Source organism: Thiomicrorhabdus sp. Kp2 (assembly GCF_000478585.1).
In the GTDB taxonomy this organism is placed as follows: Bacteria; Pseudomonadota; Gammaproteobacteria; order Thiomicrospirales; family Thiomicrospiraceae; genus Thiomicrorhabdus.
The window spans coordinates 522,224-546,132 of the sequence record NZ_ARWI01000001.1 but is presented as its reverse complement, the minus strand read 5'-3'; the positions used below and the strand labels follow the sequence as shown (position 1 = coordinate 546,132).

Genomic DNA, 23,909 nt, shown 5'->3' with positions numbered 1-23,909 from the left:
TAGCAATAACCACGATTTAACTTTATTATTTTGTATAAGTTTTGTCAAATAAAATGTTAAATATTTTATATCTTGTATAGGTGTTAAGGGTGGGATTGCTTAGACGACAATAATTGGGAAATCATTTTTCTAAATTCGCTTCAAATCAAACTCTTGACTGTCTACGCCAAGATTCAATTCATGGTGCAAGCACGCTCTAAAAAAATTACCGAATTATCTGTATGTAGTTTTTATTGTCTTATATAAATCGCAATCTATTCTTAATGTATAAATCGTAGCTTTTAATCATAACGGGTCTCACTCAGTGGTTTGTATTCATCAATCTCTTAAAGATAACTTTTCAAAAAAATATTAAATCTGTTTTCTTGATTAAAACTCTAATCAGAATCGCTCGAATGGTCTTTTGGGTATTTAAAATCAATTTAGTTTAATAAAAAGAATAAAAAGTTCTTGAAATGAATTTGTTATTCTGTATTATTGTAAATAAAAGTTCATGAGAGGAAACTAAAGTGTTCAAAGGTCAGTTTGTTTTAACGATTTCTTGCCCTGATAAAACGGGAATTGTGTCTAAGGTATCGAGTTTTTTAGCCCAAAAAAACTGTTTGATAAATGAAGCAAGTCATCATGCCGATACTGAGCAAGGCATGTTTTTTATGCGTAATGAAATTTCAAATCTGAATATGCCAGAAGCGTTATTTAGAGAGGAATTTGTAAAAATCGCAAAAGAGTTTGATATGGATTGGACGCTGACTTCGAGAGCGAAAAAGAAGCGTGTCATTATTATGGTCAGTAAGCAAGACCACTGTCTACATGATCTGCTTTATCGTTGGAAATCAGGTGAAATGGATTATGAGATTCCTTGTGTCATTTCAAATCATCCAGACTTAAAAGAACTTGTAGAGTGGCATGGAATACCTTATGTGCATATTCCAGTAACGCCAGACAACAAACCTCACGCCTTTTCAGAAGTGGTGAACTGGGTTAATCATTACCAGGCCGATACGATTGTTTTGGCTAGGTACATGCAGATTATTCCGCCTGACTTATGCCAAAAATATCCAGGTCAAATCATCAATATTCATCACAGTTTCTTGCCCTCTTTCATTGGTGCAAAACCTTATCACCAAGCATTTGATCGTGGCGTGAAATTAATCGGGGCTACTTGTCATTATGTTACTGAGGACTTAGATGCTGGGCCAATTATTGAGCAAGAAGTTCGACGTGTCTCTCATAGTGAGTCAGCTGAACAGATGGTCATGCTAGGGAAAGACGTTGAAAAAAGTGCTTTAGCTCGTGGCCTAAAATTTCACCTAGAAGACCGCGTTCTTTTAAGTGGTAATAAAACAATTGTATTTGCTTAGGAGTTTGATATGCCACTGAGATTAATAAAGTACGCTTGGAAAAAACCAGAGGATGAATTGCGTTTTTTTCCTGAAGAAAAACCGTTAGAAAAAGAGTATGACGTTGTCATTATTGGTGGTGGTGGACATGGAATGGCGTGTGCCTATTATTTGGCTAAAGAGCATGGCATTACTAATGTGGCGGTTTTAGAGCAAGGTTATATCGGTGGCGGAAATACAGGCCGAAATACCACGATTGTTCGCTCAAATTACCTAACGTCTGAAGGGGTTAAATTCTACGATGAAAGTCTTAAATTATTTAATGATTTAAGTGAAGACTTTGATTTGAATATTTTTTATTCCACTCGCGGTCATTACACCTTGGCGCATACCGATAGTGCAATGAGAACTATGCGCTGGCGTTCTGAGGTCAATAAACACCACGGAATTGATAGTGAAGTGGTTGATGCTGAAACCATTCATAAAGATATTCCTTATATGGATATTGAGTGTAATGGTCAACATCCTGTTATGGGGGCGCTGTATCACGCACCAGGTTCTGTGGCAAGACATGATGCCGTAGCTTGGGGATACGCACGTGGTGCACAAATGCGTGGTGTTGAGATACACCAAAAAACCCAAGTGACCGACATTAAAACCCTTGCAGGTAAAGTGGTGGGTGTTGAGACCAATAAAGGTTTTGTAAAAGCCAAAAAAGTGATCTCTATGGTGGCGGGTTCATCGCCTCGCATTACCAATATGTTGGACATTAAAACACCGATTGAAGTCTTTCCTTTACAGGCCTGTGTTACCGAACCAGTTAAACCCTTTATGAATACCATTGTGGTCTCAGGCAGTTTACATGTTTATGTTAGCCAATCTTCAAGGGGTGAATTGGTTATGGGGGCATCGGTTGATCCAGCAGAGCTACATTCAACCCGTTCAACGCTTGATTTTGTTGAGGGGTTAACTGATCAAATGATGGATCTGTTTCCGTTTACCAGTCGTTTAAAAATTATGCGTCAGTGGGCAGGTATGAGTGATATTACCCCAGATTTTGCGCCCATTATGGGTAAGACCAATGTTGAAGGCTTTTATTTAGATAGTGGTTGGGGAACATGGGGGTTTAAAGCCACACCAATTAGTGGCAAAACCATGGCTTATACGGCCGCAACAGACCTAACGCATGAGTTAATCAAACCTTTTAGTCTGGATAGATTTGAAAAGTTTCAACTGGTTGGCGAAAAAGGGGCGGCTTCGGTCGGTCATTAGGGAGATTGTATGAAATTTATAACGTGTCCACCCATTGGAAGAAGAGCTTTAAGTGAATTCACTTATGGCGGCTTAGTTAAAAACGAACCAGGGCTTGAAGATCTAACTGAAAAGGCATGGGCAGACCATGTGTTCTATCGACATAGTCACCCTCAGTTACAAAAAGAGTGGTGGTATCACCGCTCAACAGGCATGTGGTTTTTCTTTGAAAGAAATACTCTAACGGACGTTATTAGCAACGTCTGTATTGCAAAAAAGGATTGTTAAATGAAACTTAGATTAAAAAAACAGCCTTTAGAGTGGATTGATAGAAGTACTGAATTCATCTTTCAGTTAGAAGGTCAAAAAGTGATAGGTTTTAAAGGTGATGTGATTACCAGTGCACTTTGGGCAAATAATACAAAAGTGCTTGGTCGTAGTTTTAAATATCATCGCCGTCGTGGTGTTTTAACTATGGCTAACCATGATATTAATGCCTTATATCAATCTTCTGATGAGGTCAATATTCGTGGTGATGTGGTTGAAGTGGCAGACCAACAAAGTCTATTGTCTGTTAATACCTTTGGAAACCTAAATAAAGATGCAGGTTCATTGGTTGAACTCATTGCTAAATTTCTACCTGTTGGTTTTTATTACCGAGCCTTTTATTCGCCTAAGTTTTTATTTCCAAAATGGGAATCTTTAATTAGACACATGGCGGGGTTAGGTAATGTCGATACTCGCTGGACAGAACAGAGAAAACACAAACGTTATCAATATTGTGATGTGGTTGTGATTGGCGCAGGGCCTTCAGGCATGAAAGCTGCCATTAAAGCTGCTGAACAAGGATTAGATGTTTGTTTGATAGATGAAAATGCTTTTATAGGCGGTTCTTTAGATTATCAATATGCCAATGAAGAGTCTCAAGCTGAAAACAGAAAAGTTTTAAAAGAGACCATTGCGAGCCTGCCGAATATAGATGTACACACATCTTCTTATGTGGCGGGTGTATATGGCGATAAGTGGTTAGCGGTAAATACAAAAGAGGGCTTAATCAAACTATCGGCCTTATCAATCGTAGTAGCAACGGGGGTGTTTGAACAACCTGCGGTATTTCGTAATAACGATTTACCTGGTGTTATGAATGCCAGTGCTGCACAGCGTTTAATTGCACGTTATGCGGTTGCGCCATGTGAAAAAGCCGTGGTATTTACCTCAAACATTGAAGGTTATCGAGCAGCGCTTGATCTACATAAAGCAGGCATTCTTGTTTTAGCGGTGTTAGATACGGGTGAATCACAAGGTGAATGGCGTGATGCCGTTGTTGCCTCAGGCATCCCTGTGTACAAAAACATTGAACATATTGAGGCTTTAGGTAAAAAATCCTTAGATGGCGTTTTATTTACTGTAAATAGTAAAAACCATTCTATCGACTGTGACGGCTTGTTAATGAGTATGGGTTGGGCACCTGCTGGTGCGCCCATTTATCAATCTGGCGGTAGTTTTTCTTATGACGATAAAGTGCACCAACTTACACCTAAATCATTACCTGAAGGCCTATTCTCTTGTGGTCGTATTAATGGGGTTTTTGATATTGAAGACCAATTAAAAGATGGCGAACAAGCAGGTTTAAATGCCGCTGAATACGTTAAAAATCAAACCTTAACACCTGCTGTAAATTTAACTTCAAATATTGCTCACTCACACTTTTATCCAATTTGGGATCATCCAAAAGGCAAAGCGTTTGTAGATTTTGATGAGGATGTTCAGTTTAAAGACCTGAAAGCGACCATTGCTCAAGGATTTGACAATATTGAATTGATGAAACGTTTTTCTACCATTGGAATGGGGCCAAGTCAGGGCAAACACAGCAATATGAATGGTATTCGTATTTTGGCTAAATTAACGGGCAGAACCATTGATGAAGCGGGTTCAACAACCGCAAGACCTATGTTTCACCCCGTTCCAGTTTCCCATTTAGCGGGCATGCGTTTTAGACCAGAGCGTCTAACCGCCATGCATAGCCAACATATTGCAAGCAATGCCAAATTTATGGAAGCGGGTAATTGGTTAAGACCAGAATATTACCAAAGCCAATCAGATAGACAGGCCTGTATAAATGCAGAGGTCAATGCTGTAAGAAATTCAGTAGGTCTGATTGATGTTTCGACATTAGGTAAGTTAGAAATCTTTGGTAAAGATGCCGCTGAATTGATGGATCGTCTTTACACCATGCGTATGTCAAACATGAATATTGGGGCAAGTCGTTACGCTGTAATGGTCGATGATACGGGTGTGATTACTGATGATGGTGTTGCGATTCGCTACAGCGAAGAACATTTCTATGTCACAACCACAACCAGTAGTTCAGATGCCGCTTACCGACTTGTTCAGATGAAAATTATTGAATGGGGCTTAGATGTCACTGTACTAAATCGCACAGGTCAACTTGCTGCCATGAACTTAGCAGGGCCAAATTGCCGACGAATCTTGGCACAACTGACTTCTTTAGATTTAAGCAATGAAGCATTCCCTTATTTAGCGATGCGACAAACTGAAGTTTGTGGACATAAAGCCACGCTTATTCGAGTCGGTTTTGTGGGTGAGCTGGGTTATGAAATTCATCTTGAATCGGCAAACGCCGCTGAGGTTTGGGATGAAATCATGAAAAAAGGGCAAGACTTTGACATTAAGCCATTTGGTGTTGAAGCTCAGCGAATGCTTAGACTTGAAAAAGGACACATTATTGTTGGTCAAGATACCGATGGTTTAATGAACCCATTTGAAGCGGCTATGTCTTGGTCTGTTCATCTCAAAAAACCTTACTTTATTGGTAAGCCAAGTTTAGAAAAGCTAAAGAACTTACAAAAACGTAAATTGGTTGGTTTTGAATTGCTAAAAGAACCTGTTACTGAAAAACCACTTGAGTCGAATCTGTTTATTGAACAAGGCGAAATGGCAGGCAGAATTACCAGTGTCTCTTATAGCCCAACGTTACATAAAACCATTGGTTTAGCGGATGTTTCATTAGAGTTTTCAGAAATAGATACGGTGCTCAATATCAAACTCACCAGCGGTAATTTTATTAAGGCCAAGGTGGTTGCATTACCGTTTTATGATCCCAAAGGTACTAAGCAATCTCCAACAGAACTACCTAAGGGAGAAGTGGCGTGAGCATTCAACTAAAAAAGCAGACTTTGCCAAATTTAACGGTTTTACGAGGTAAAAATTTATCTCAATTAATTTCAAAACTTGAACTCTCAAACCCAGAAATCTTCAAATATCACAATCTTAATAACGGTGAGTTTGTTGCAAATCTTGGTCAAGAAGAGATTCTTATTAATCTTTCAAGTTTTTCGTACGATCAACTTGAAACTCAACAGTATGCATTCCAACGAGGGGATGTGGTGATTAACTTATCAGGTAATTGGCGCAAATTGATGTCTGAAGTCTGTGTATTTGATTTTAGACAAGCCAGGCCTGGTGATTTTGTAATGGTTTTAATAGCAGGTGTTGGTGCCTGGATGCTGATACCACAAGAGGGAGAGCCCGTCACGATAGGGTGTGATCCAACTTATGGTGAGTATTTTATTGAAACCTTAGAAAAACAGATCCATACATCCCCATTTTTAAATTAGGAGTGCCCAAATGACTTTAGAAGAAGCAAAAAAATTACTTAAAGAGAATGACGTTAAATTTATTTTGGCGCAATTTGTTGATATTCATGGTGTGGCTAAAACCAAATCAGTTCCTGTTCATTGTCTAGAAGACATTGTAAATAGTGGTGCGGGTTTTGCAGGCTTTGCGGTTTGGGGATTAGGCCTAGAACCTCATCAAAGTGATTATATTGCTAAAGCTGATTTAAGCACATTATCGCTAGTGCCTTGGCAACCTGGTTACGCTCGAGTTGCTTGTACAGGTCATGTAAATGGCGAGCCTTATGCTTTTGATTCACGCCATATAATGTTGAAACAAATTGAACGATTAAGTGCTAAAGGCTGGACTCTTAATACGGGTATTGAACCTGAATTTAACTTATTAAAAAAAGACGAAACAGGGCAAATGATTCCATTTGATGAATCAGATACCTTAGAAAAACCATGTTATGACTACAAAGGTATGTCTCGTTCACGTCAGTTTTTAGACAAGTTTGTGGATTCATTACAACAGGTTGGTTTTGATGTTTACCAAATTGACCATGAAGATGCCAACGGCCAGTTTGAAATTAACTACACCTATACCGATGCCAAAACATCAGCTGACCGAATTACCTTTGTAAAAATGGCAGGTAGCGAAATTGCCAATGATATGGGTATGACCTGTTCATTTATGCCTAAACCAAGCTCAACAAGAACAGGTAATGGTTTTCACTACCACCTATCTATGACCGATGAGAACGGTACTAACTTATTTGCTGATAATAGCGATAAAAATCATCTTGGCTTATCTGAAATGGCTTATCACTTTATGGGTGGGCTTATTCACCATGCTAAAGCATTGTGCGCCTTTTCAGCGCCTACCGTTAACTCATATAAAAGATTGGTTGTTGGTCGCTCTCTATCTGGAGCTACATGGGCACCTGCGTTTATTAGTTACGGTGATAACAATCGAACGGCCATGGTACGTATTCCAAAAGGTCGTTTAGAGTTCAGACTTCCTGATTCTAGTTCAAACAGCTATTTAGTCACCGCCGCCATTATTGCCGCTGGATTAGATGGAATAGAGAAAAAGTTAGATCCAGGTACACCTAAAAACATCAATCACTACGCATTGTCATTAGAAGAACTTGCCGATTTAGGGATTGAAACCTTACCTCAATCATTAGGTGAAGCGGTAACTGCTCTAGAAAACAGCACCGTGTTTCATGAGCAGTTTGGTGAAGAGTTTGTTAAAGAATTTATAGATATAAAACGCATGGAATGGATTGAATACCAAAGACATGTTTCAGATTGGGAAATTAACCGTTATGTGGAATTCTTTTAAGGAGAAAAAATTATGTGCGGAATTGTAGGTTTATACCTTAAAAATAAAAGCATGGAAAATCAACTAGGTGAACTGTTCGAACCCATGTTAATTGCCATGACTGACCGTGGTCCAGATAGCGCAGGATTTGCTATTTATGGTGATGAAGTTGAACAAGGTATGGTGAAAATCACACTTCAACATGAAGATGAAGACTACCCTTGGCACAATTTAGCTGGGCATTTGGAAGAAGATTTTAGTACTGCCGTTTCTGTTTTGCATAATGCTAATGCCGCTGTATTTAAGATGAAAGGCGACGAGTCTTTAGTGAGAGAAGCTATTAGCGAATATGCTCCAGACGTCAAAATTATGAGTATGGGTTTATCCATTGAAATTCTTAAATCTATTGGTCTGCCAGAAGAAATTGTTAACAAATTTAACTTAAAAGGCATGAAAGGTTCTCACATTATTGGTCATACCCGTATGGCAACCGAAAGTGGGGTAAGCATGGAAGGCTCTCACCCTTTTACCACGGGTATGGATTTATGTTTAGTGCATAACGGCTCACTTTCAAACCACAATCGTTTAAGAGAAGAGTTAAAAGCCAAAGGCATTACGTTTGAAACAGAAAATGACTCTGAAGTCGCGGCAGGATACCTAACTTGGAGGTTGCAAGAAGGCGACACGGTTGAGCAAGCATTAGAGAGCGCCATTGATGATTTAGACGGTTTCTTTACCTTTACGGTTGGTACTAAAGACGGTTTTGCAGTTGTTAGAGACCCTATTGCTTGTAAGCCAGCGATTATTGCAGAAACGGATGATTACGTTGCAATGGCATCTGAATACCATGCTTTAGCAACGTTACCAGGTATTGAAAATGCCAAACTTTGGGAGCCTGATCCAGGCAGAGTGTATTACTGGGGTAAAGAGTAAACATTTAGGGTTTAAGTTAAAGGAAATATTATGAAATTCAATCTAAAAGAACAGAGTGTTAGAGAGTTAAATCAAGCACTTCATAACCTGCCTGAATCGTCTACTGAATCGGTTGTAGTTGAAGGTATTAGTGGTGATCACAATTTATGTGTTGGGCTTAATGTTCCCGTTAATGTTGAGATGAATGGTCATGCAGGTTACTACTGCGCAGGTATGAACCAACTTGCTAATGTAACGATTAACGGTAACGTTGGTCAAGGTGTAGCAGAAAACATGATGTCAGGAAAGGTTCATGTAAAAGGTAACGCAAGTCAATCAGCCGCTGCAACAGCACATGGTGGGTTATTGGTTGTAGAAGGTGATGCCGCAGCGCGATGTGGAATTTCCATGAAAGGTGTCAATATTGTTGTGAAAGGTTCTGTTGGCCATATGAGTGCTTTTATGGGGCAGTCTGGTTGCATGGTCGTTTGTGGTGATGCAGGTGAAGCCTTGGGTGACTCGCTTTATGAAGCGCATCTATATGTAAAAGGTAAAGTGGCTTCTCTAGGTGCTGACTGCATTCAAAAAGAGATGCGTGCAGAGCATATTGAAGAACTGCAAGCCTTATTAACTGAAGCAGGTTTTGATGATAAGCCTGAAGACTTTACTCGTTATGGATCTGCTCGTCAGCTCTATACTTTTAAAGTTGATAATGCCTCGGCGTACTAATTAGCAAACCAAGTGGCAAACTAAATACAAAGAATAAGGAGTCTATCATGACTGATAAACAACCAGGTTTGAGAGAATCGGCCACCTTTAGCCGAGATGTGATTAATGAAATTCAACGTGCCGCAGATACAGGGATTTATGATATTCGTGGTTTTGGTGCTAAAAGAAAAGTACCGCATTTTGATGATTTACTGTTTTTAGGTGCAAGTATGTCACGCTACCCACTAGAAGGGTATCGTGAAAAATGTGGAACGGATGTCACTTTAGGAACCCGTTTTGCTAAAAAGCCAATCAAATTAGATACGGTTGTAACCATTGCAGGTATGAGTTTTGGTGCTCTATCGGCTAATGCTAAAGAAGCATTAGGTCGCGGAGCAAACATTGCAGGTACGTCAACCACATCAGGTGATGGTGGTATGACACCTGAAGAGCGTAAAACATCAAAAACGCTTGTGTATCAGTATTTACCTTCTCGTTACGGCATGAATCCTGATGACTTAAGAAAAGCGGATGCCATTGAGGTGGTACTTGGACAAGGCGCAAAACCAGGTGGTGGTGGTATGTTATTAGGTCAAAAGATTTCTGACCGAGTCGCTTATATGCGTAACCTACCAAAAGGGATTGACCAACGTAGTGCTTGTCGTCACCCTGACTGGACTGGACCAGATGACTTAGCCATTAAAATTCAAGAATTGCGTGAAATCACCGATTGGGAGGTACCTATTTACATCAAGATTGGTGCAACGCGTACTTATTATGATGTAAAACTTGCGGTAAAAGCTGGGGCAGATGTCATTGTATTAGATGGTATGCAAGGTGGTACAGCAGCAACCCAAGACGTATTTATTGAACACGTTGGTATCCCAACTATGGCTGCACTGCCACAAGCGGTACGTGCATTGCAAGAGATGGGTATGCACCGTAAAGTACAGTTAATTGTTTCGGGTGGTATTCGTAGTGGTGCCGATGTCGCTAAGTGTATGGCATTGGGCGCTGATGCAGTAGCTATTGGTACAGCCGCGCTGGTTGCGTTGGGCTGTAACCACCCTAAATGGGATGAAGAATACAAAAAAATTGGTTCTGCAGCGGGTTATTACGATGACTATCATGAAGGTAAATGCCCAGCGGGTATCTCAACCCAAGATGAAGATTTAGCTGCACGTTTAGATCCTGAAGATGCTGGACGTCGTTTAGCCAATTATTTACACGTATTAACCTTAGAAGCTCAAACTCTAGCGAGAGCGTGTGGTAAATCTCATTTGCACAATCTTGAGCCTGAAGATTTGGTTGCCTTAAATGTTGAAGCGGCGGCTATGGCAGGTGTTCCTTTAGCAGGTACAGATTGGATTCCAGGTAAAAAAGGGTATTCATAAGATTATGTCTGCACAAATTATTGACGGTAAATTGGTTGCTAAGTCGATTAGAGAAAAGGTTAAAAATTTAGTTGAAATGCGCAAGTCTCAGGGGTTAAGAGCGCCTGGATTAGCGGTAATTTTAATTGGAGAAGATCCCGCTTCTGCTGTTTATGTAAACAGTAAAAAGCGTGCCTGTGAACAAGCAGGCTTGGTCTCTAAGGCTTGGCATTGGCCAAATACCGCAACCCAAACAGAGTTATTGGATTTAATTAGCCAATTAAATGAAGATTCTTCTATTGATGGCATATTGGTTCAATTACCACTACCAGATCATATTGACACGGAAACTGTGATTGAAGCCATACACCCTGATAAAGATGTGGATGGTTTTCATCCCTATAATATTGGACGCTTAACCGTACGTATGCCAACTTTAAGACCTTGTACGCCATTTGGCTGTATGAGTTTATTAAACCATTACGGCTTGTCTGCTAAAGGTAAACATGCGGTGATTGTTGGTGCTTCTAATATTGTAGGGCGACCTATGTCATTAGAGCTTTTGTTAGCGGGGGCGACCACCACGGTTTGTCATCGTTTTACAGAAGATTTAAAAGTGCATGTAGGCATGGCTGATATTTTAGTGACCGCAGTGGGTAAGCCTAATTTTATTCCAGCAGATTGGATTAAACCAGGTGCCATTGTCTTAGATGTGGGTATCAATCGTTTAGAGGATGGTTCTTTAATGGGCGATGTGGATAAAAATGCGATGAATGTAGCAGGGTATGTTACGCCTGTTCCTGGAGGTGTTGGTCCAATGACTATCGCCACTTTGCTGGAAAACACTCTTAAATCATGTGAACGACGTCAAGGAGGGTAAACTCAAGTAAATCTACGCTGTTTGTCGTTGGTTATTACCAATTTGTGTCGTTTTTTAATAAGCTGTATTTCATTTTGAATGCGGCTTTTCTGCGTTTAGCTATAAAATTTATGAAAAATAAGGCGAGTTTGTGAAGGTTTTAATTGTTAAACATGCCCCTTTTGAAAGAGAGGGGAATATGGCCGCTTGGCTGCAAAGAAAACAGGCTGAAATTGTCTATCTTAATTTATACGAATCAGCGGTTTTTCCAGACCCTAAAGCATTTGATTTAATTGTTTTATTGGGCGGTCCAATGAGTGTAAATGATGAGCAGATATATCCCTGGTTGGTTCCTGAGAAACAATTTGTTAAAGAAGCACTCTCGTTAAATATGCCAATTTTAGGTCTTTGTTTAGGCGGGCAACTTATTGCTAATGCTTTGGGTGCGGCTGTAACCTTAAATAGAGAAACTGAAATTGGCTGGCATACGGTTTCTAACAATACTTCAAATAAAAATTTATTTCAGTTTCCTAATCAAATACCCATCTTCAACTGGCATAGTGAAACCTTTGCTTTACCAAAGGGCGCAGAACCATTAATTAAAAGCCAGGCCTGTCAAAATCAAGGTTTTCAGTATGGTGATAAAGTGATTGGCTTGCAATGTCATCCAGAAGTGACAGCTGAAATCATTCAAGACTGGATAGATGAAATTGGTGAACAGATGACTCAAGGCGATTTTGTACAAACGCCAGAACAAATGCTTACAGGTGCAGAAGAAAAAATTGCACAGGCACAAATTCAACTTGAAAAAATGCTTGAGTTTATTACGACTAAAAATTAATTAGCCTTCAACTGGGCTATTATTTATCTAAGAAGCTGTAAACTAAAAAAATAGAGCTAAAAAAACTATAACTAAAAACCCTATAAAGGTTTGCTAAAAACACCCAGCTGAGTTTGATTAAAATTCCCTTTTTTATAAAATTCAATCGCAGGTTGATTAGCTAAGTCATATACCAACTGAATTCGATTACAACCCTGTTTTAACGCCCAATTTTGGGTCGCTTCAATCAATTGTTTACCAATCCCTCTATTTTGGTGTTGAGGTGCAATCACCATATCTTCTAGCCAAGCAGATTTTTGCCCACTCGCGGTAGAGTACACCCATTGGGCACAACACATTCCTATTACTTCCTTCTCAGTGTTGGTGGCCACCATGCAACAGCAATCAATATTGGTAATGATATTGGTGAGCGCTTTTTTATGATGAGAAGGGTTGAACTCAAAATCTTCTTCAATACTAAAAAGTATCTCTAGCAGATTGATTAAAGACGCTAAATCAGAGAGTTTTGCCTGGCGTGTAGAGTATGTAATTTGTTTCATAATATTTCACCTATATTGTTGGGTAGTTTTAAGTAAAGAGCCAACAGCAGACATAAAAAAACCGCAGGATTAACTGCGGTTTTAAATTTAAGGCTTTTAAAAAGAAGCGTTAAATTTTGATTAATTACTTGTGGTCAAACTCTGGGTACGCTTCCATACCACACTCTTTAACATCCATACCTTCAAGTTCTTCTTCTTCAGTAGGACGAAGACCCATTGTTTTATCAATAATGAATAAAACAATGATTGAAGCAAGGAACATCCAAGCAAAGGTTGCCACAGTACCAATTAACTGACCCATAAAGGTAGCATCAGAGTTACTGAACAATACTGCAAAAATACCCCAGATACCAGCAGTACCGTGAACAGAGATTGCACCCACAGGATCATCAAGTTTTAGCTTGTCTAGAGCAATAACGGATAAAACAACAATGACACCACCAACAGCGCCAATTAACATTGCCAGGCCTGGTGTTGGCGCAAGTGGTTCAGCCGTAATGGATACTAAACCAGCTAAAGCACCGTTTAAAACCATAGTTAAATCCGTTTTACCAAACATGAACTTACTCAGTAATGCAGCAGCAATCATACCTGCAGCAGCCGCCGCATTGGTGTTAACAAAGATTGCAGCAACTGCATTTGCTTCGTCAACGTTTGAAACCATAAGCTCTGAACCACCGTTGAATCCAAACCAACCCATCCAAAGAATGAACATACCCAATGTTGCCATCGGTAGGTTTGCACCAGGAATAGGGTGAACTTCACCATTTGGACCATATTTTCCTTTACGAGCACCAACCATAATCACAGCGGCTAAGGCTGCAGCAGCACCCGCCATATGAACCACAACAGAACCTGCAAAGTCTTGGAAGCCAAGTTGGTCTAACCAACCGCCACCCCATTTCCAGTAACCTTCAACAGGATAAATAAATGCAGTCATAACCACTGCAAAAACCAAAAATGGCCAAAGTTTCATTCGCTCAGCAATGGCACCAGACACAATTGACATGGTGGCAGCAGCAAACACAGCCTGGAAAATAAAATCAGACATGGTTGAATAGTACGGTGCATCATCGCCACCAGCAATAACCGCTTCAACCGTATTATCCATACCTAATAAAAAGCTAAGGTTTGGTAAGTAAGCACTGATTGGATCGCCAGGGTACATGACGTTATAACCAACGATTAAATACATCGTACAAGCGACACTATATAACAAAGCATTTTTAGTTAAGATTTCGACTGTGTTTTTACTTCGAACTAAGCCAGCCTCTAACATCGCAAAACCAGCGGCCATCCACATGACGAGCACAGCACTCATTAAAAAATAAAACGTATCCAAAGCATAGGATAGTTGTAAATAATTTCCTTCCATAATCTACTCCATTTAAAAAACGATAAGAAGGCCTTTGCATGAGAAGTGCGCAGGTGAAAAATGAGAAAAAATTTGTCTGATTTTTGAACGACCTTTTAGGGTGTCAAGCTTTTCGATTGAGTAATAATGTTTGGCTAATAGCTGGCTATTAGAAAGGTTTTTAACGAAAGTCAGGCGAATATTAAACATTTTTATTTGTGCGGACATCTCTTGCAAAAGTCTCATAATGCAATTTCACCAGTTTCATCGGTACGGATTCGTACGGCCTCTTCTAATGGCAAAACAAAGATTTTTCCATCACCAATTTTTCCAGTTTTAGCATTGTTCACAATGACATCAATAACATCTGATAAAACGTCATCTGATACAGCAATTTCTAGTAATACCTTTGGGACAAAAGAGATTTGATACTCCGCTCCTCGATATATTTCTTGCTGACCTTTTTGACGACCATAACCTTTTGCTTCTGTAACAGTGAGTCCAAACGCTCCAAATTCAGAAAGAGCTTCGCGCACACTGTCAAGCTTGTAAGGATTTATGACCGCTTTGATTAATTTCATATAGCGACCCCTAAGTTAAAAAGACAAACATAATGAGAATGAACCAAGCTATCTGGTTTAAATAGCCTGATTCAAGGTGGTATGGAACAAATACCACGAGAACTTTAGGAAGTTTAGTGCCATGAATAAAAATTAATTTTAATTCAATAGGTTAGGTAAGATTGATTGTTTTTTATTCCTGGCAAGAATAAAAGTTGCACTATATAGGAGGGTAGGGGGTGCTATTCTGGTGCAGGCTGGTTATACATTGTGATGTTTAGAAAACGGATAGGAACTTCTATCAACTCTTCAGGACCGTGAGAGATGGTTGCATCGTAAGTCAAAGAGTCACCAGGTTTCATGTGATAGGTTTTTTTCCCGTGACGATAAATCATCTCACCTTCAAGTAAATACATAAAGACGGTTCCTTCATGACTAAAGGAGGGAAAAACTTCACTTTTGTTATCTAAAGAAATGAGAAAGGGCTCAAATGTTTTTCTAGGGCCATTATTGTAGGCTAATAAATGGTAAGTATGGCCAACCTTAGTGCCCCTCCGCACGACCTCAAGCTTTTCATTTGAGCGAACCAGCTGTGCTTGGCTCTCTTCATTATCAAACTCTTTAAAAAATGCAGAAATAGGCAACCCCAAAGCACGGGATATTTTTTGAAGAGAATCCAAGCTTGGAGAAACCTGACCATTTTCAATTTTACTTAACATCCCTCTACTTATGCCAGACTGCTGAGCGATATCCGCAATGGTTAGGCTCTGGTTTTTTCGAGCATTGTGAATGATTTTACCGATGTGTAGGTCTAGGCTTTGTGGCTGTTTTGTCGTCATACGTGTCTGTCAGAGTAATTAAATTAAATCATAGAAGTCATTATAACGTTAATGTTGCTATCTAGAACCTCAAAATAAAGATAAGTAGGAATACGGTATTTTTGAGCTTTGTATTTGGGGTCATATCACTGTTTTATATTAGATATCGAGCAAAAGTGAAATTAACTCAAATTGGGAAATTGATTTTAAAACTAAATTGTGTACAATTATGTATACAAAATAAGGTGAGGCGTGGTGGTGTTGAATAGTTTAGATATAAATACAGGGCTAATTCTGAAGCTGAATATGAAGCGAGGGGTTCATTACGGTGCATTATCAAATATGAAAATAGCTGTTAAGGATCTATTTCATATTAAGGGAATACCCACTTATGCTGGTAATCCAGATTGGTTGTTAACACACGAGATACCTCAAAACACTGCATCGGCAGTTGAAACATTGCTAGAGAATGGCGCCACTGTTATAGGTAAGTCATTAACCGATGAGTTAGCTTACAGTTTAAATGGCTCTAATATTCATTTTGGCACACCTATTAATCATAAAGCCCAAGATAGATTACCAGGTGGTTCTACTAGCGGTTCGGCAGTTGCCGTTGCATCAGGTTGTGCGGATATCGGTTTAGGAACGGATACTGGTGGTTCAATAAGAGTTCCAGCAAGTTATAACGGTCTGTTTGGTTTGAGACCAACTCATGGTGAAGTGGCTATGGATAACATGGTTCCATTAGCACCCTCTTTTGACACAGTAGGTTGGTTAACCAGGGATATTGATACGCTTAGGTTGACGGCTGAAGTACTTTTGCCGCTTCAGAAGGTAAAAAAGACATTAGAACAACTCGTTATTCTAAAGCCTGTTATTAATCATCATGTAATTTGGCATACAGATATTGATGCTTGGCTTACAGAGAGAAGTCATCACTTTAAAACAGTTAAAGAAATTAAATTTGACGAATCGTTTTATAAAAAAGCTAGTCAGGCCTTTCGAACTTTGCAGGGAGCTGAAATATGGCAAACTCATGGCGCATGGATTGAATCAATTTCTCCGACTTTTTCACCTGATATTCAAGCTCGATTTGAGTGGTGTAAAACCATCACTGACCAAAATGTTTTGGATGCGAAAATCATTCAAGCAGAGGTGATTGAAACCTTAAATAAGGTATTGATAGATGATTCAACGGTTTTGCTTTTACCTACTACGCCTGGTGCGGCACCATTGATAGAGTCGTCAAGCGAGTTCATGGATGAGTATCGTATTCAGCTAATGGGGCTAACCGCCTTGGCGGGTCTGTCAGGAAGACCGCAGCTGCATTTACCCGTCCTGGAAAAGGAATCGGCTCCTTGGGGGCTCTCTTTAATTGGTGCAAAACATTCAGATTTGGCATTGATTCATTTAGCCAAACAAATAATAGGAACAAAATAGATGGCACAAGTTGCGTTTACGGCATCTCATCACTTAGCTACTCAGGCTGGTATGAAAATCTTGCAGCAGGGTGGTAATGCGGTTGAAGCGATGGTTGCAGCAGCCACTACAATTTCAGTGGCTTATCCTCATATGACAGGTTTAGGTGGTGATGGTTTTTGGTTAATTCATAAACCAGGAGAAAAACCTGTTGCGATTGATGCAGCTGGATTTTCTGCTATAGCAGCAACTCCTAGAGCTTATTCAAGCTTTAAAACACTTCCAACTCGTGGAGGTAAAGCCGCAATAACTATTGCAGGTGCTGTTTCAGGTTGGAGCTTAGCTTTAAAGTGGTCAGAAGAGCATTTGGGTTCTAAAACAGATTTATCTTGGTTGCTTAAAGATGCTTTAAGTCATGCTAAAAATGGTGTAGAAATTACTGAAACCTTATCCAGAACAACGCGGTCAAAATTAACAGAACTTATTGATGTTCCAGGATTTGCATCAACTTTTTTAAATGATGAAAAACCGTTAGTTGAAGGTGAAATTTTAAAACAACCAGGCCTGGTAAACTTATTTGAAGCGCTTATTGAAAATGGTTTAGAAGACTTCTACCAAGGCAAAATTGCTAAAACAATAGCTAAACGTCTACAAGAAGCGGGAAGCCTACTTGCAGAAAGTGATTTAAATGCCTTTAAAGCACAAATAGTAGAACCACTGCAAAGTGATATTTCTAAGGGAAGCTTATTTAATTTATGCGCGCCAACTCAAGGCGTAGCTTCATTAATTATTTTGGCTTTATATGACCGAGTATACCAAGATGATTGGAGTGAGTTAGAGCGAGTTCACCATCTAGTTGAATGCACTAAGCAGGCTTTTATTTTACGAGATAAATTTGTCACAGATTCACAGCGATTAGTTTGTGATTTAAACGATTTACTTGATGAAACGTTTCTAAATGGACTTGCTAGCAAAATAGATTCTAAAAGAGCGATGGCATGGCCGTATCAAGCAAAACCTGGTGATACTATTTGGATGGGGGCTGTTGATGAGAAGGGTGTAATGGTCAGCTACATTCAAAGTTTGTATTGGGAGTTTGGTTCTGGGGTGGTTATTCCAGAATATGGACTTGTATGGAATAACCGCGGTGTTGGTTTTAGTTTGCAAGAGGGGCATGTTAATGAGCTTGCGCCCAGAGTTAAACCCTTTACCACTTTGAACCCTGCAATGTGTTTATTTAAAGATGGTAGCCGAATGGTTTATGGAACCATGGGGGGCGAAGGGCAGCCTCAGACTCAAGCCGCTATATTTAGCCGAATGACAGATTTAAAACTTTCACCAAGTCAGGCTATTTCAGAACCTAGATGGTTGCTTGGGCGTACTTGGGGTGATTCACAAAATAATTTGAAATTAGAGCAGGCTCTTGCAGACAGAATTGGAAATCAATTATCCGCAATGGGACATGATATAGAAGCTGTTGAAGACCTCGCTGAAATGATGGGACACGCAGGAGCCATTATTATTGAGAAATCAGGCCTGGTTAAAGCGGGTACCGATCCAAGAAGTGACGGTAGTGCTTTGGTTGAGGGCGTTGAATGATGGATATGAGTTTTATGGATTTTTTGCCTTTAATGCTTTCATTAATGGCAACGGGTGTATTAGGTGGATTATTGGCAGGCCTGCTTGGTGTTGGAGGAGGAATTGTTATTGTTCCTGTCCTTTATTTTGTTTTTCAGACTCTAGGTATGGATAGCGTTGGTGCCATGAGTTTAGCAACGGGGACTTCGCTGGCGACTATTGTTCCAACTTCAATCAGCTCTATTCGCTCACATCACGCCAAAGGTAATGTTGACTGGGATTTGATTAAAAATTGGTGGCCTTGGTTGTTAGTAGGTGTGGTTCTTGGTGGACTACTTATATCTGTTTACAAAAGTTCAATATTTATTCTTCTGTTTGCCATTATTGCTGGTTTTGTGTCTGTTCGTATGTTGCTAGAAACAAAACCCAATACAATCGATTTACCCGTTAAATGGATACAAAAATCCGTAGCCAGTGTGATTGGTTTTTTATCAGTCATGATTGGAATAGGTGGTGGCACACTGGGTGTACCCGTGTTGAGTAAGTTTAGTTTTGTTACCCATCGTGCGGTCGGCACAGCGGCGGCTTTTGGTTTGATTATTGCCCTGCCAGGTGCATTAATGATGCTTATATTAGGGGGTTCACCAGAAGGTAGCCCAGTAGGTACCTATGGGGCAATTAGTCTCCCCAGTTTATTGGCGATTATTCCCTTAACGGTTTTATTTGCACCAGTAGGGGTGAGTCTTGCTCAAAGGCTAAACCCCGCAACGCTCAAAAAAGTTTTTGCAGCAGTTTTATTAGTTACAAGTATTCGTATGTTTACACAAGGTTTAGGAGTATAAAAATGGCAGTTACGTTTGATCAAATTAATCCGCCAGCACGCTTATTAATGGGGCCTGGACCAATTAATGCTGACCCAAGGGTCTTAAGAGCTATGTCGGCTCAGTTGGTTGGTCAATATGACCCATCAATGACTGAGTACATGAATGAAACACAGGTTCTATACCGTCAGATTTTCAAAACGCAAAATGAAGCGACCTTATTAATTGACGGTACTTCTCGTGCTGGCATTGAGGCGGTTTTGGTTTCAGTAATAACTCCTGGGGATAAAGTATTAGTACCTGTTTTTGGTCGTTTTGGTCATCTATTAAAAGAGATAGCTATACGTTGTGGTGCGGATGTGCATGTTATTGAAGCTCCGTGGGGAGAGGTCTTTAAACCTGAACAAATTGAAGAGGCCATTAAACAAGTTCAACCCAAAGTATTAGCTTTGGTACAAGGTGACACCTCTACGACAATGTTGCAACCTTTGGAAGACATTGGTGAAATTTGCAAACGTTATGATGTGTTGTTTTATTCAGATGCAACGGCTTCTATTTCAGGGAATCCTTTTGAAGTTGATGCTTGGGGGTTAGATGCCGTTTCTGTTGGTTTACAAAAATGTTTAGGTGGTCCATCGGGAAGTGCTCCAATTACTTTGAGTGATCGATATGTGGCAGAAGTCAATAAACGTCGTCATGTGGAAGCAGGAATTCGCGATGCGCATCATAAAGACAGTGTAGGTCAAATTATCCGTTCAAACTATTTTGATCTTCCAATGATTTTGGATTACTGGGGCGTTGAGCGGCTTAACCATCATACGGAAGCATCAAGTATGTTGTATTGTGCGAGAGAATGCGCGCGTATTGTTTTGCTAGAAGGTCAAGATAAATGTATTGCTCGTCATAAGTTAAACGGTGATGCAATGCGCTCTGGGCTTGAGGGTATGAATCTAGAAATTTATGGTGACCAAAACCATAAAATGAACAATATTGTAGGGGTTGTCATTCCTGATTCGGTTGATGGCGAAGCAGTTAGACATAGTATGTTATTAGATTTTGGGATTGAGATAGGAACCTCGTTTGGCCCGCTTAAAGGTAAGGTATGGCGAATTGGTACTATGGGCTATAACGCCAAAAAAGATGCTGTATTAACCACTCTTTCAGCGCTTGAAAATGTCTTACGAAGAATGGGGCATAAACTACCTATGGGTGAAGCGGTTGATAGAGCGATGCACCACTATCAAAGTGAGGCGCAAGGGTGATAAAGAATGTATAGCGTTATTAAACGTTGTGAGGAGCTAGCAAAAGTTTCTGATAGTCCCGTAGGTATTTCTAGACTCTATTTGTCGCCCTCTTATAGAAAGGGGTTGGATTTAGTTGCAAGCTGGATGCAAGATTCTGGCATGATCACACGAATTGATGCGGTTGGTAATCTTTGGGGAAAACTTTCATGTGGCGATGAAAATGCACCAACACTGATTATTGGCTCGCATCTCGATACCATTCCAAATGCTGGAAAGTTTGATGGCGTTTTGGGTGTCATGATTGGTATAGAGATTGTTACAAAGGTTCAAAAAGAAGGTCTTAATTTACCTTTTAATTTAGAAATTGTTGGTATTGGAGACGAAGAAGGGGTGAGTTTTGATGCTTCAATGCTGGGTAGTAAAGCTATTGTTGGCCATTGGACCGATGACACCTTAGAGTTAACCAATGCAGTGGGTGAAACTTTAGAGAAAGCACTAGACTCTAATGGGTTCACAGGTCGTGATTACCGTAAAGCATCTCGTGTGGGTGATAATCTATTGGGTTATTGGGAAATCCACATGGAACAAGGCCCCGTTCTTGAATCAGAAGATTTACCTGTAGGGATTGTTACTGCAATTGCTGGAGCAAGACGTTTTAAGGTGACTATTGAAGGTGAGGCGGGTCATGCTGGTACCGTGCCAATGAACTTAAGGCATGATGCACTTGCGGCGGCCGCTGAAGTCATTCTTATGATAGAAAAAAATGCCCAACAACATAATCTAGTTGCCACAGTAGGGCATCTAAAAACCTATCCTGGAGCGGTCAATGTTATACCAGGCCTGGTAGAGTTTACGGTCGATATTCGCAGCGATAACGATGCCTTAAAAGAGAAGGTTATGAATCTAATATTTCATACTTCTGAGGGCATTAGTATGCAAAGAGATGTAGAAATTTATTGGAAAGATTATCACTGGGCGCCAGCGCGTCATTGTCATCCTGATTTTAGAATCTTATTTGAAGAGTCTATCGCTCAACAAAAAATTCATGTTCGTTCACTTGTGAGTGGAGCAGGTCATGACGCAATGAGTTTTGCAGAAATTACCGATATTGCTATGTTATTTGTACGCTGTAAAGGCGGAATAAGTCATCACCCTGATGAGTATGTTAGTGAACAAGACGCTGAAATAGCTGTTAACACAACCTTTATTGCGTTAGAAAAGTTAGCTCAATGTTATGCAGCTAAACAAAGCATTAATAAATAGAGAGTGCATTATGAATTTAGGTACCCCAGATATTTGCGACCAGTACCGAGATGTTTTACAAGTTGCTAATCCTGTTTTTAAATCTTACGGTGGTTCAGCCAGTGTTGCTGCTCCTATTTATACATTAAAGATATTTCGTGAAAATGCTAAGTTTTGGGAAATGCTAAGTTTTGGGAAATTCTAAGACAGCCTGGTAAAGGCCGTGTTTTATTTGTTGATGCGGCTGCTGATTATGGCGCAGTTATGGGCGATAAAATGGCGGTTATTGCGGTAGAAAATGGTTGGCGTGGTATGGTCATTAACGGTTATATTCGTGATACGGCAATTATTAAAACCTTGCCTTTAGCGGTTTGGGCATTAGGCAGTTGTCCTATGAAAGGGCTTATGCAAGCCGAAGCTGAAGAGGGTTTATCTCTCGCATTTCATGGTTTAAATATAGAGCCTGGAATGTTTATATATGCAGATGAAGACGGTATTTTGCTCACTCCTGATTCTATTTCTGAATTTAATGCGGACTTTAACTTGGCATTTAAAAACATGGAATAGCACTTGGTAATAAAGTTTTGATGGACTTTAGTTAACGCTTTAAATTGTGTACAATAACTTGCAATTATGTACCCAATTTAAAGGTGTGATATGTCCAGTTCTCCATTAACTAGTAATGCCATTTGGATTAAAAATCCCCTCGCTATTTTTACAGCTAACGAACAGAATACCGAGGGTGGTATTGTTGTTGAAAACGATAAAATCATAGAACTTGTTGCAAAAGGGCAAGTGCCTAATAGCAATTACAGCCAAGTTTATGATGCTTCTGAATCAGTAATGTTACCAGGCCTGGTAAATGTTCATCATCACTTCTATCAAACACTCACTAGAGCTTACCCACCAGCACTGAATAAGCGGCTGTTTCCTTGGCTTAAAACACTTTATCCTGTTTGGTCTGGTCTTAAAAGTGACCATATGCAAATTGCCTCTACTTTAGCCATGTCAGAACTCATGCTTTCTGGTTGCACTACCGCTTCAGATCATCACTATTTATTTACCGATGGGTTAGAAAATGCCATTGATATTCAAATAGAAGCCGCCAGAAAACTGGGTATGAGAGTACATTTAACGCGCGGTTCCATGAGCCTGGGTGAAGAACAAGGAGGTTTACCACCACAAAACACCGTGCAGACAGAAAAAGTAATTTTGGATGATAGTGAACGATTAATTAAAACCTACCATAACAAACTACCAGGTGCGATGGAACGTATTGCACTTGCGCCTTGCTCTCCGTTTTCAGTAACAGAAGATTTAATGAAACAAACGGCTCAATTGGCTCAAAAATACGACGTAATGATGCACACCCATTTAGCAGAAACTGAAGATGAAAATAATTTTTGTATCAAAATGTTTGGTTTAAGACCTTTAGATTATTTAGAGAAAGTGGGTTGGCTAAATGACAAAGTATGGCTGGCACACGGTATACATTTTAATGATGAAGAGGTTAAGCGTTTAGGTGCTAATCGAGTGGGAATCAGTCATTGTCCTTCTTCCAATATGGTACTTGCTTCAGGAATTTGTCGTGGGATTGAGCTTGAACAAGCAGGTTGTTCAGTAGGAATTGGTGTGGATGGTTCTGCTTCAAATGATGGTTCTAATATGATTTCAGAAGTTAGGCAAGCTCTGTTAATTCAAAGATTGCGTTATCAAGCTGATGAAGTGACTCATCTAGATGTTTTACGCTGGGCAACAAAAGGTTCTGCCGCCTGTTTAGGGCGAGATGATATTGGCGAAATTACGGTTGGTAAACAAGCTGATATTGCGCTGTTTAAATTAGATGGGTTACGTTTTTCAGGTGCGGGCGATCCACTTGCGGCTCTAATTATGTGCGGAGCACAAGCGGTTGATAGATTAATGATTCATGGTCAATGGCGAGTGGTTGATGGAAAATTAATGGGAGTAGATCTGGTAGATATGATGTCTAAACACAAAAAAAGTGCAGAGCAATTGCAGTAATTTGGAGAAAACATGCACTAAAATAATGCAAATTAGATTTTTAACCTTTAATGAATGTAGTTGGAT

At 39.8% G+C, this 23,909-nt stretch carries 23 protein-coding genes; 19 read left to right on the top strand and 4 right to left on the bottom strand.

The features are described 5' to 3' along the window. The first annotated feature begins 509 nt into the window (after positions 1 to 509). The 11 genes from purU to A379_RS02525 all read left to right on the top strand — a co-directional run bounded on the left by purU (position 510) and on the right by A379_RS02525 (position 12,246). Positions 510 to 1,361 (top strand): formyltetrahydrofolate deformylase, encoded by an 852-nt coding sequence (gene purU, locus A379_RS02575; RefSeq protein WP_040725517.1) that lies wholly within the window; start codon positions 510 to 512, stop codon positions 1,359 to 1,361. 9 nt (positions 1,362 to 1,370) lie between these two features. Further along, positions 1,371 to 2,612, top strand: a complete 1,242-nt coding sequence (locus tag A379_RS02570; RefSeq protein WP_040725514.1) for an FAD-dependent oxidoreductase — start codon at positions 1,371 to 1,373, stop codon at positions 2,610 to 2,612. 9 nt (positions 2,613 to 2,621) lie between these two features. Next, positions 2,622 to 2,879 (top strand): sarcosine oxidase subunit delta, encoded by a 258-nt coding sequence (locus A379_RS02565; protein ID WP_040725513.1) that lies wholly within the window; start codon positions 2,622 to 2,624, stop codon positions 2,877 to 2,879. Further along, positions 2,880 to 5,765 carry a glycine cleavage T C-terminal barrel domain-containing protein gene (locus A379_RS02560; protein WP_040725511.1) on the top strand — a complete coding sequence of 962 codons (2,886 nt, stop codon included), beginning with the start codon at positions 2,880 to 2,882 and terminating at the stop codon, positions 5,763 to 5,765. It begins immediately after the preceding gene. Further along, complete coding sequence (locus tag A379_RS02555; protein WP_040725510.1) at positions 5,762 to 6,229, top strand: hypothetical protein; 468 nt, start codon at positions 5,762 to 5,764, stop codon at positions 6,227 to 6,229. The genes A379_RS02560 and A379_RS02555 overlap by 4 nt, the downstream gene beginning before the upstream one ends. Before the next feature lie 10 nt (positions 6,230 to 6,239). Further along, positions 6,240 to 7,574: a type III glutamate--ammonia ligase gene (glnT, locus tag A379_RS02550; RefSeq protein WP_040725509.1), complete on the top strand. Its 1,335-nt coding sequence runs from the start codon at positions 6,240 to 6,242 to the stop codon at positions 7,572 to 7,574. A gap of 12 nt (positions 7,575 to 7,586) precedes the next feature. Continuing rightward, entirely contained in the window at positions 7,587 to 8,486 is a 900-nt protein-coding gene (locus A379_RS02545) for a glutamine amidotransferase family protein (protein ID WP_040725507.1), read from the top strand. Positions 8,487 to 8,516: 30 nt separating this feature from the next. Beyond that, entirely contained in the window at positions 8,517 to 9,194 is a 678-nt protein-coding gene (locus tag A379_RS02540) for a protein glxC (protein WP_040725506.1), read from the top strand. 47 nt (positions 9,195 to 9,241) lie between these two features. Continuing rightward, a complete protein-coding gene (locus A379_RS02535; RefSeq protein WP_040725504.1) occupies positions 9,242 to 10,567 on the top strand; it encodes an FMN-binding glutamate synthase family protein in 1,326 nt (441 codons plus the stop codon). A 4-nt stretch (positions 10,568 to 10,571) separates the two neighbouring features. Further along, positions 10,572 to 11,426 (top strand): bifunctional methylenetetrahydrofolate dehydrogenase/methenyltetrahydrofolate cyclohydrolase FolD, encoded by an 855-nt coding sequence (gene folD, locus A379_RS02530; protein ID WP_040725503.1) that lies wholly within the window; start codon positions 10,572 to 10,574, stop codon positions 11,424 to 11,426. 130 nt (positions 11,427 to 11,556) lie between these two features. After that, positions 11,557 to 12,246, top strand: a complete 690-nt coding sequence (locus A379_RS02525; protein WP_040725502.1) for a type 1 glutamine amidotransferase — start codon at positions 11,557 to 11,559, stop codon at positions 12,244 to 12,246. A gap of 80 nt (positions 12,247 to 12,326) precedes the next feature. Here the strand turns inward: A379_RS02525 and A379_RS02520 are convergent, their stop codons facing one another. The 4 genes from A379_RS02520 to A379_RS02505 form a co-directional block, all read right to left on the bottom strand. Beyond that, positions 12,327 to 12,785, bottom strand: a complete 459-nt coding sequence (locus A379_RS02520) for a GNAT family N-acetyltransferase (protein ID WP_040725500.1) — start codon at positions 12,783 to 12,785, stop codon at positions 12,327 to 12,329. Between the two features lie 124 nt (positions 12,786 to 12,909). Next, positions 12,910 to 14,160, bottom strand: a complete 1,251-nt coding sequence (locus A379_RS02515; protein ID WP_040725497.1) for an ammonium transporter — start codon at positions 14,158 to 14,160, stop codon at positions 12,910 to 12,912. Between the two features lie 221 nt (positions 14,161 to 14,381). After that, a complete protein-coding gene (locus A379_RS02510; RefSeq protein WP_040725495.1) occupies positions 14,382 to 14,720 on the bottom strand; it encodes a P-II family nitrogen regulator in 339 nt (112 codons plus the stop codon). Positions 14,721 to 14,941: 221 nt separating this feature from the next. Next, the gene (locus tag A379_RS02505) at positions 14,942 to 15,538 is read right to left on the bottom strand and encodes a helix-turn-helix domain-containing protein (RefSeq protein WP_040725494.1); all 597 of its coding nucleotides are present in this window, start codon (positions 15,536 to 15,538) and stop codon (positions 14,942 to 14,944) included. A gap of 285 nt (positions 15,539 to 15,823) precedes the next feature. On the opposite strand from A379_RS02505, the gene A379_RS02500 reads away from it, so the two are divergent. From A379_RS02500 to A379_RS02470, 8 genes are all read left to right on the top strand, one after another. Further along, positions 15,824 to 16,957, top strand: a complete 1,134-nt coding sequence (locus A379_RS02500; protein ID WP_051145234.1) for an amidase — start codon at positions 15,824 to 15,826, stop codon at positions 16,955 to 16,957. Beyond that, on the top strand, positions 16,958 to 18,535 hold the full coding sequence (locus tag A379_RS02495; RefSeq protein WP_040725492.1) for a gamma-glutamyltransferase family protein: 1,578 nt from the start codon (positions 16,958 to 16,960) through the stop codon (positions 18,533 to 18,535). It begins immediately after the preceding gene. Beyond that, on the top strand, positions 18,532 to 19,356 hold the full coding sequence (locus A379_RS02490) for a sulfite exporter TauE/SafE family protein (RefSeq protein ID WP_232744804.1): 825 nt from the start codon (positions 18,532 to 18,534) through the stop codon (positions 19,354 to 19,356). The genes A379_RS02495 and A379_RS02490 overlap by 4 nt, the downstream gene beginning before the upstream one ends. A gap of 2 nt (positions 19,357 to 19,358) precedes the next feature. After that, complete coding sequence (locus A379_RS02485; RefSeq protein ID WP_040725491.1) at positions 19,359 to 20,597, top strand: alanine--glyoxylate aminotransferase family protein; 1,239 nt, start codon at positions 19,359 to 19,361, stop codon at positions 20,595 to 20,597. A 6-nt stretch (positions 20,598 to 20,603) separates the two neighbouring features. Further along, positions 20,604 to 21,842, top strand: coding sequence for an allantoate amidohydrolase (locus A379_RS02480; RefSeq protein WP_040725490.1), 1,239 nt, complete (start codon positions 20,604 to 20,606; stop codon positions 21,840 to 21,842). A 10-nt stretch (positions 21,843 to 21,852) separates the two neighbouring features. Then, a complete protein-coding gene (locus tag A379_RS13010; protein ID WP_157832334.1) occupies positions 21,853 to 22,026 on the top strand; it encodes a hypothetical protein in 174 nt (57 codons plus the stop codon). Then, positions 21,996 to 22,388: a hypothetical protein gene (locus A379_RS02475; protein ID WP_051144937.1), complete on the top strand. Its 393-nt coding sequence runs from the start codon at positions 21,996 to 21,998 to the stop codon at positions 22,386 to 22,388. The genes A379_RS13010 and A379_RS02475 overlap by 31 nt, the downstream gene beginning before the upstream one ends. Before the next feature lie 90 nt (positions 22,389 to 22,478). Next, positions 22,479 to 23,843 carry an 8-oxoguanine deaminase gene (locus tag A379_RS02470; RefSeq protein WP_040725488.1) on the top strand — a complete coding sequence of 455 codons (1,365 nt, stop codon included), beginning with the start codon at positions 22,479 to 22,481 and terminating at the stop codon, positions 23,841 to 23,843. The last annotated feature ends 66 nt before the right edge of the window (positions 23,844 to 23,909 follow it).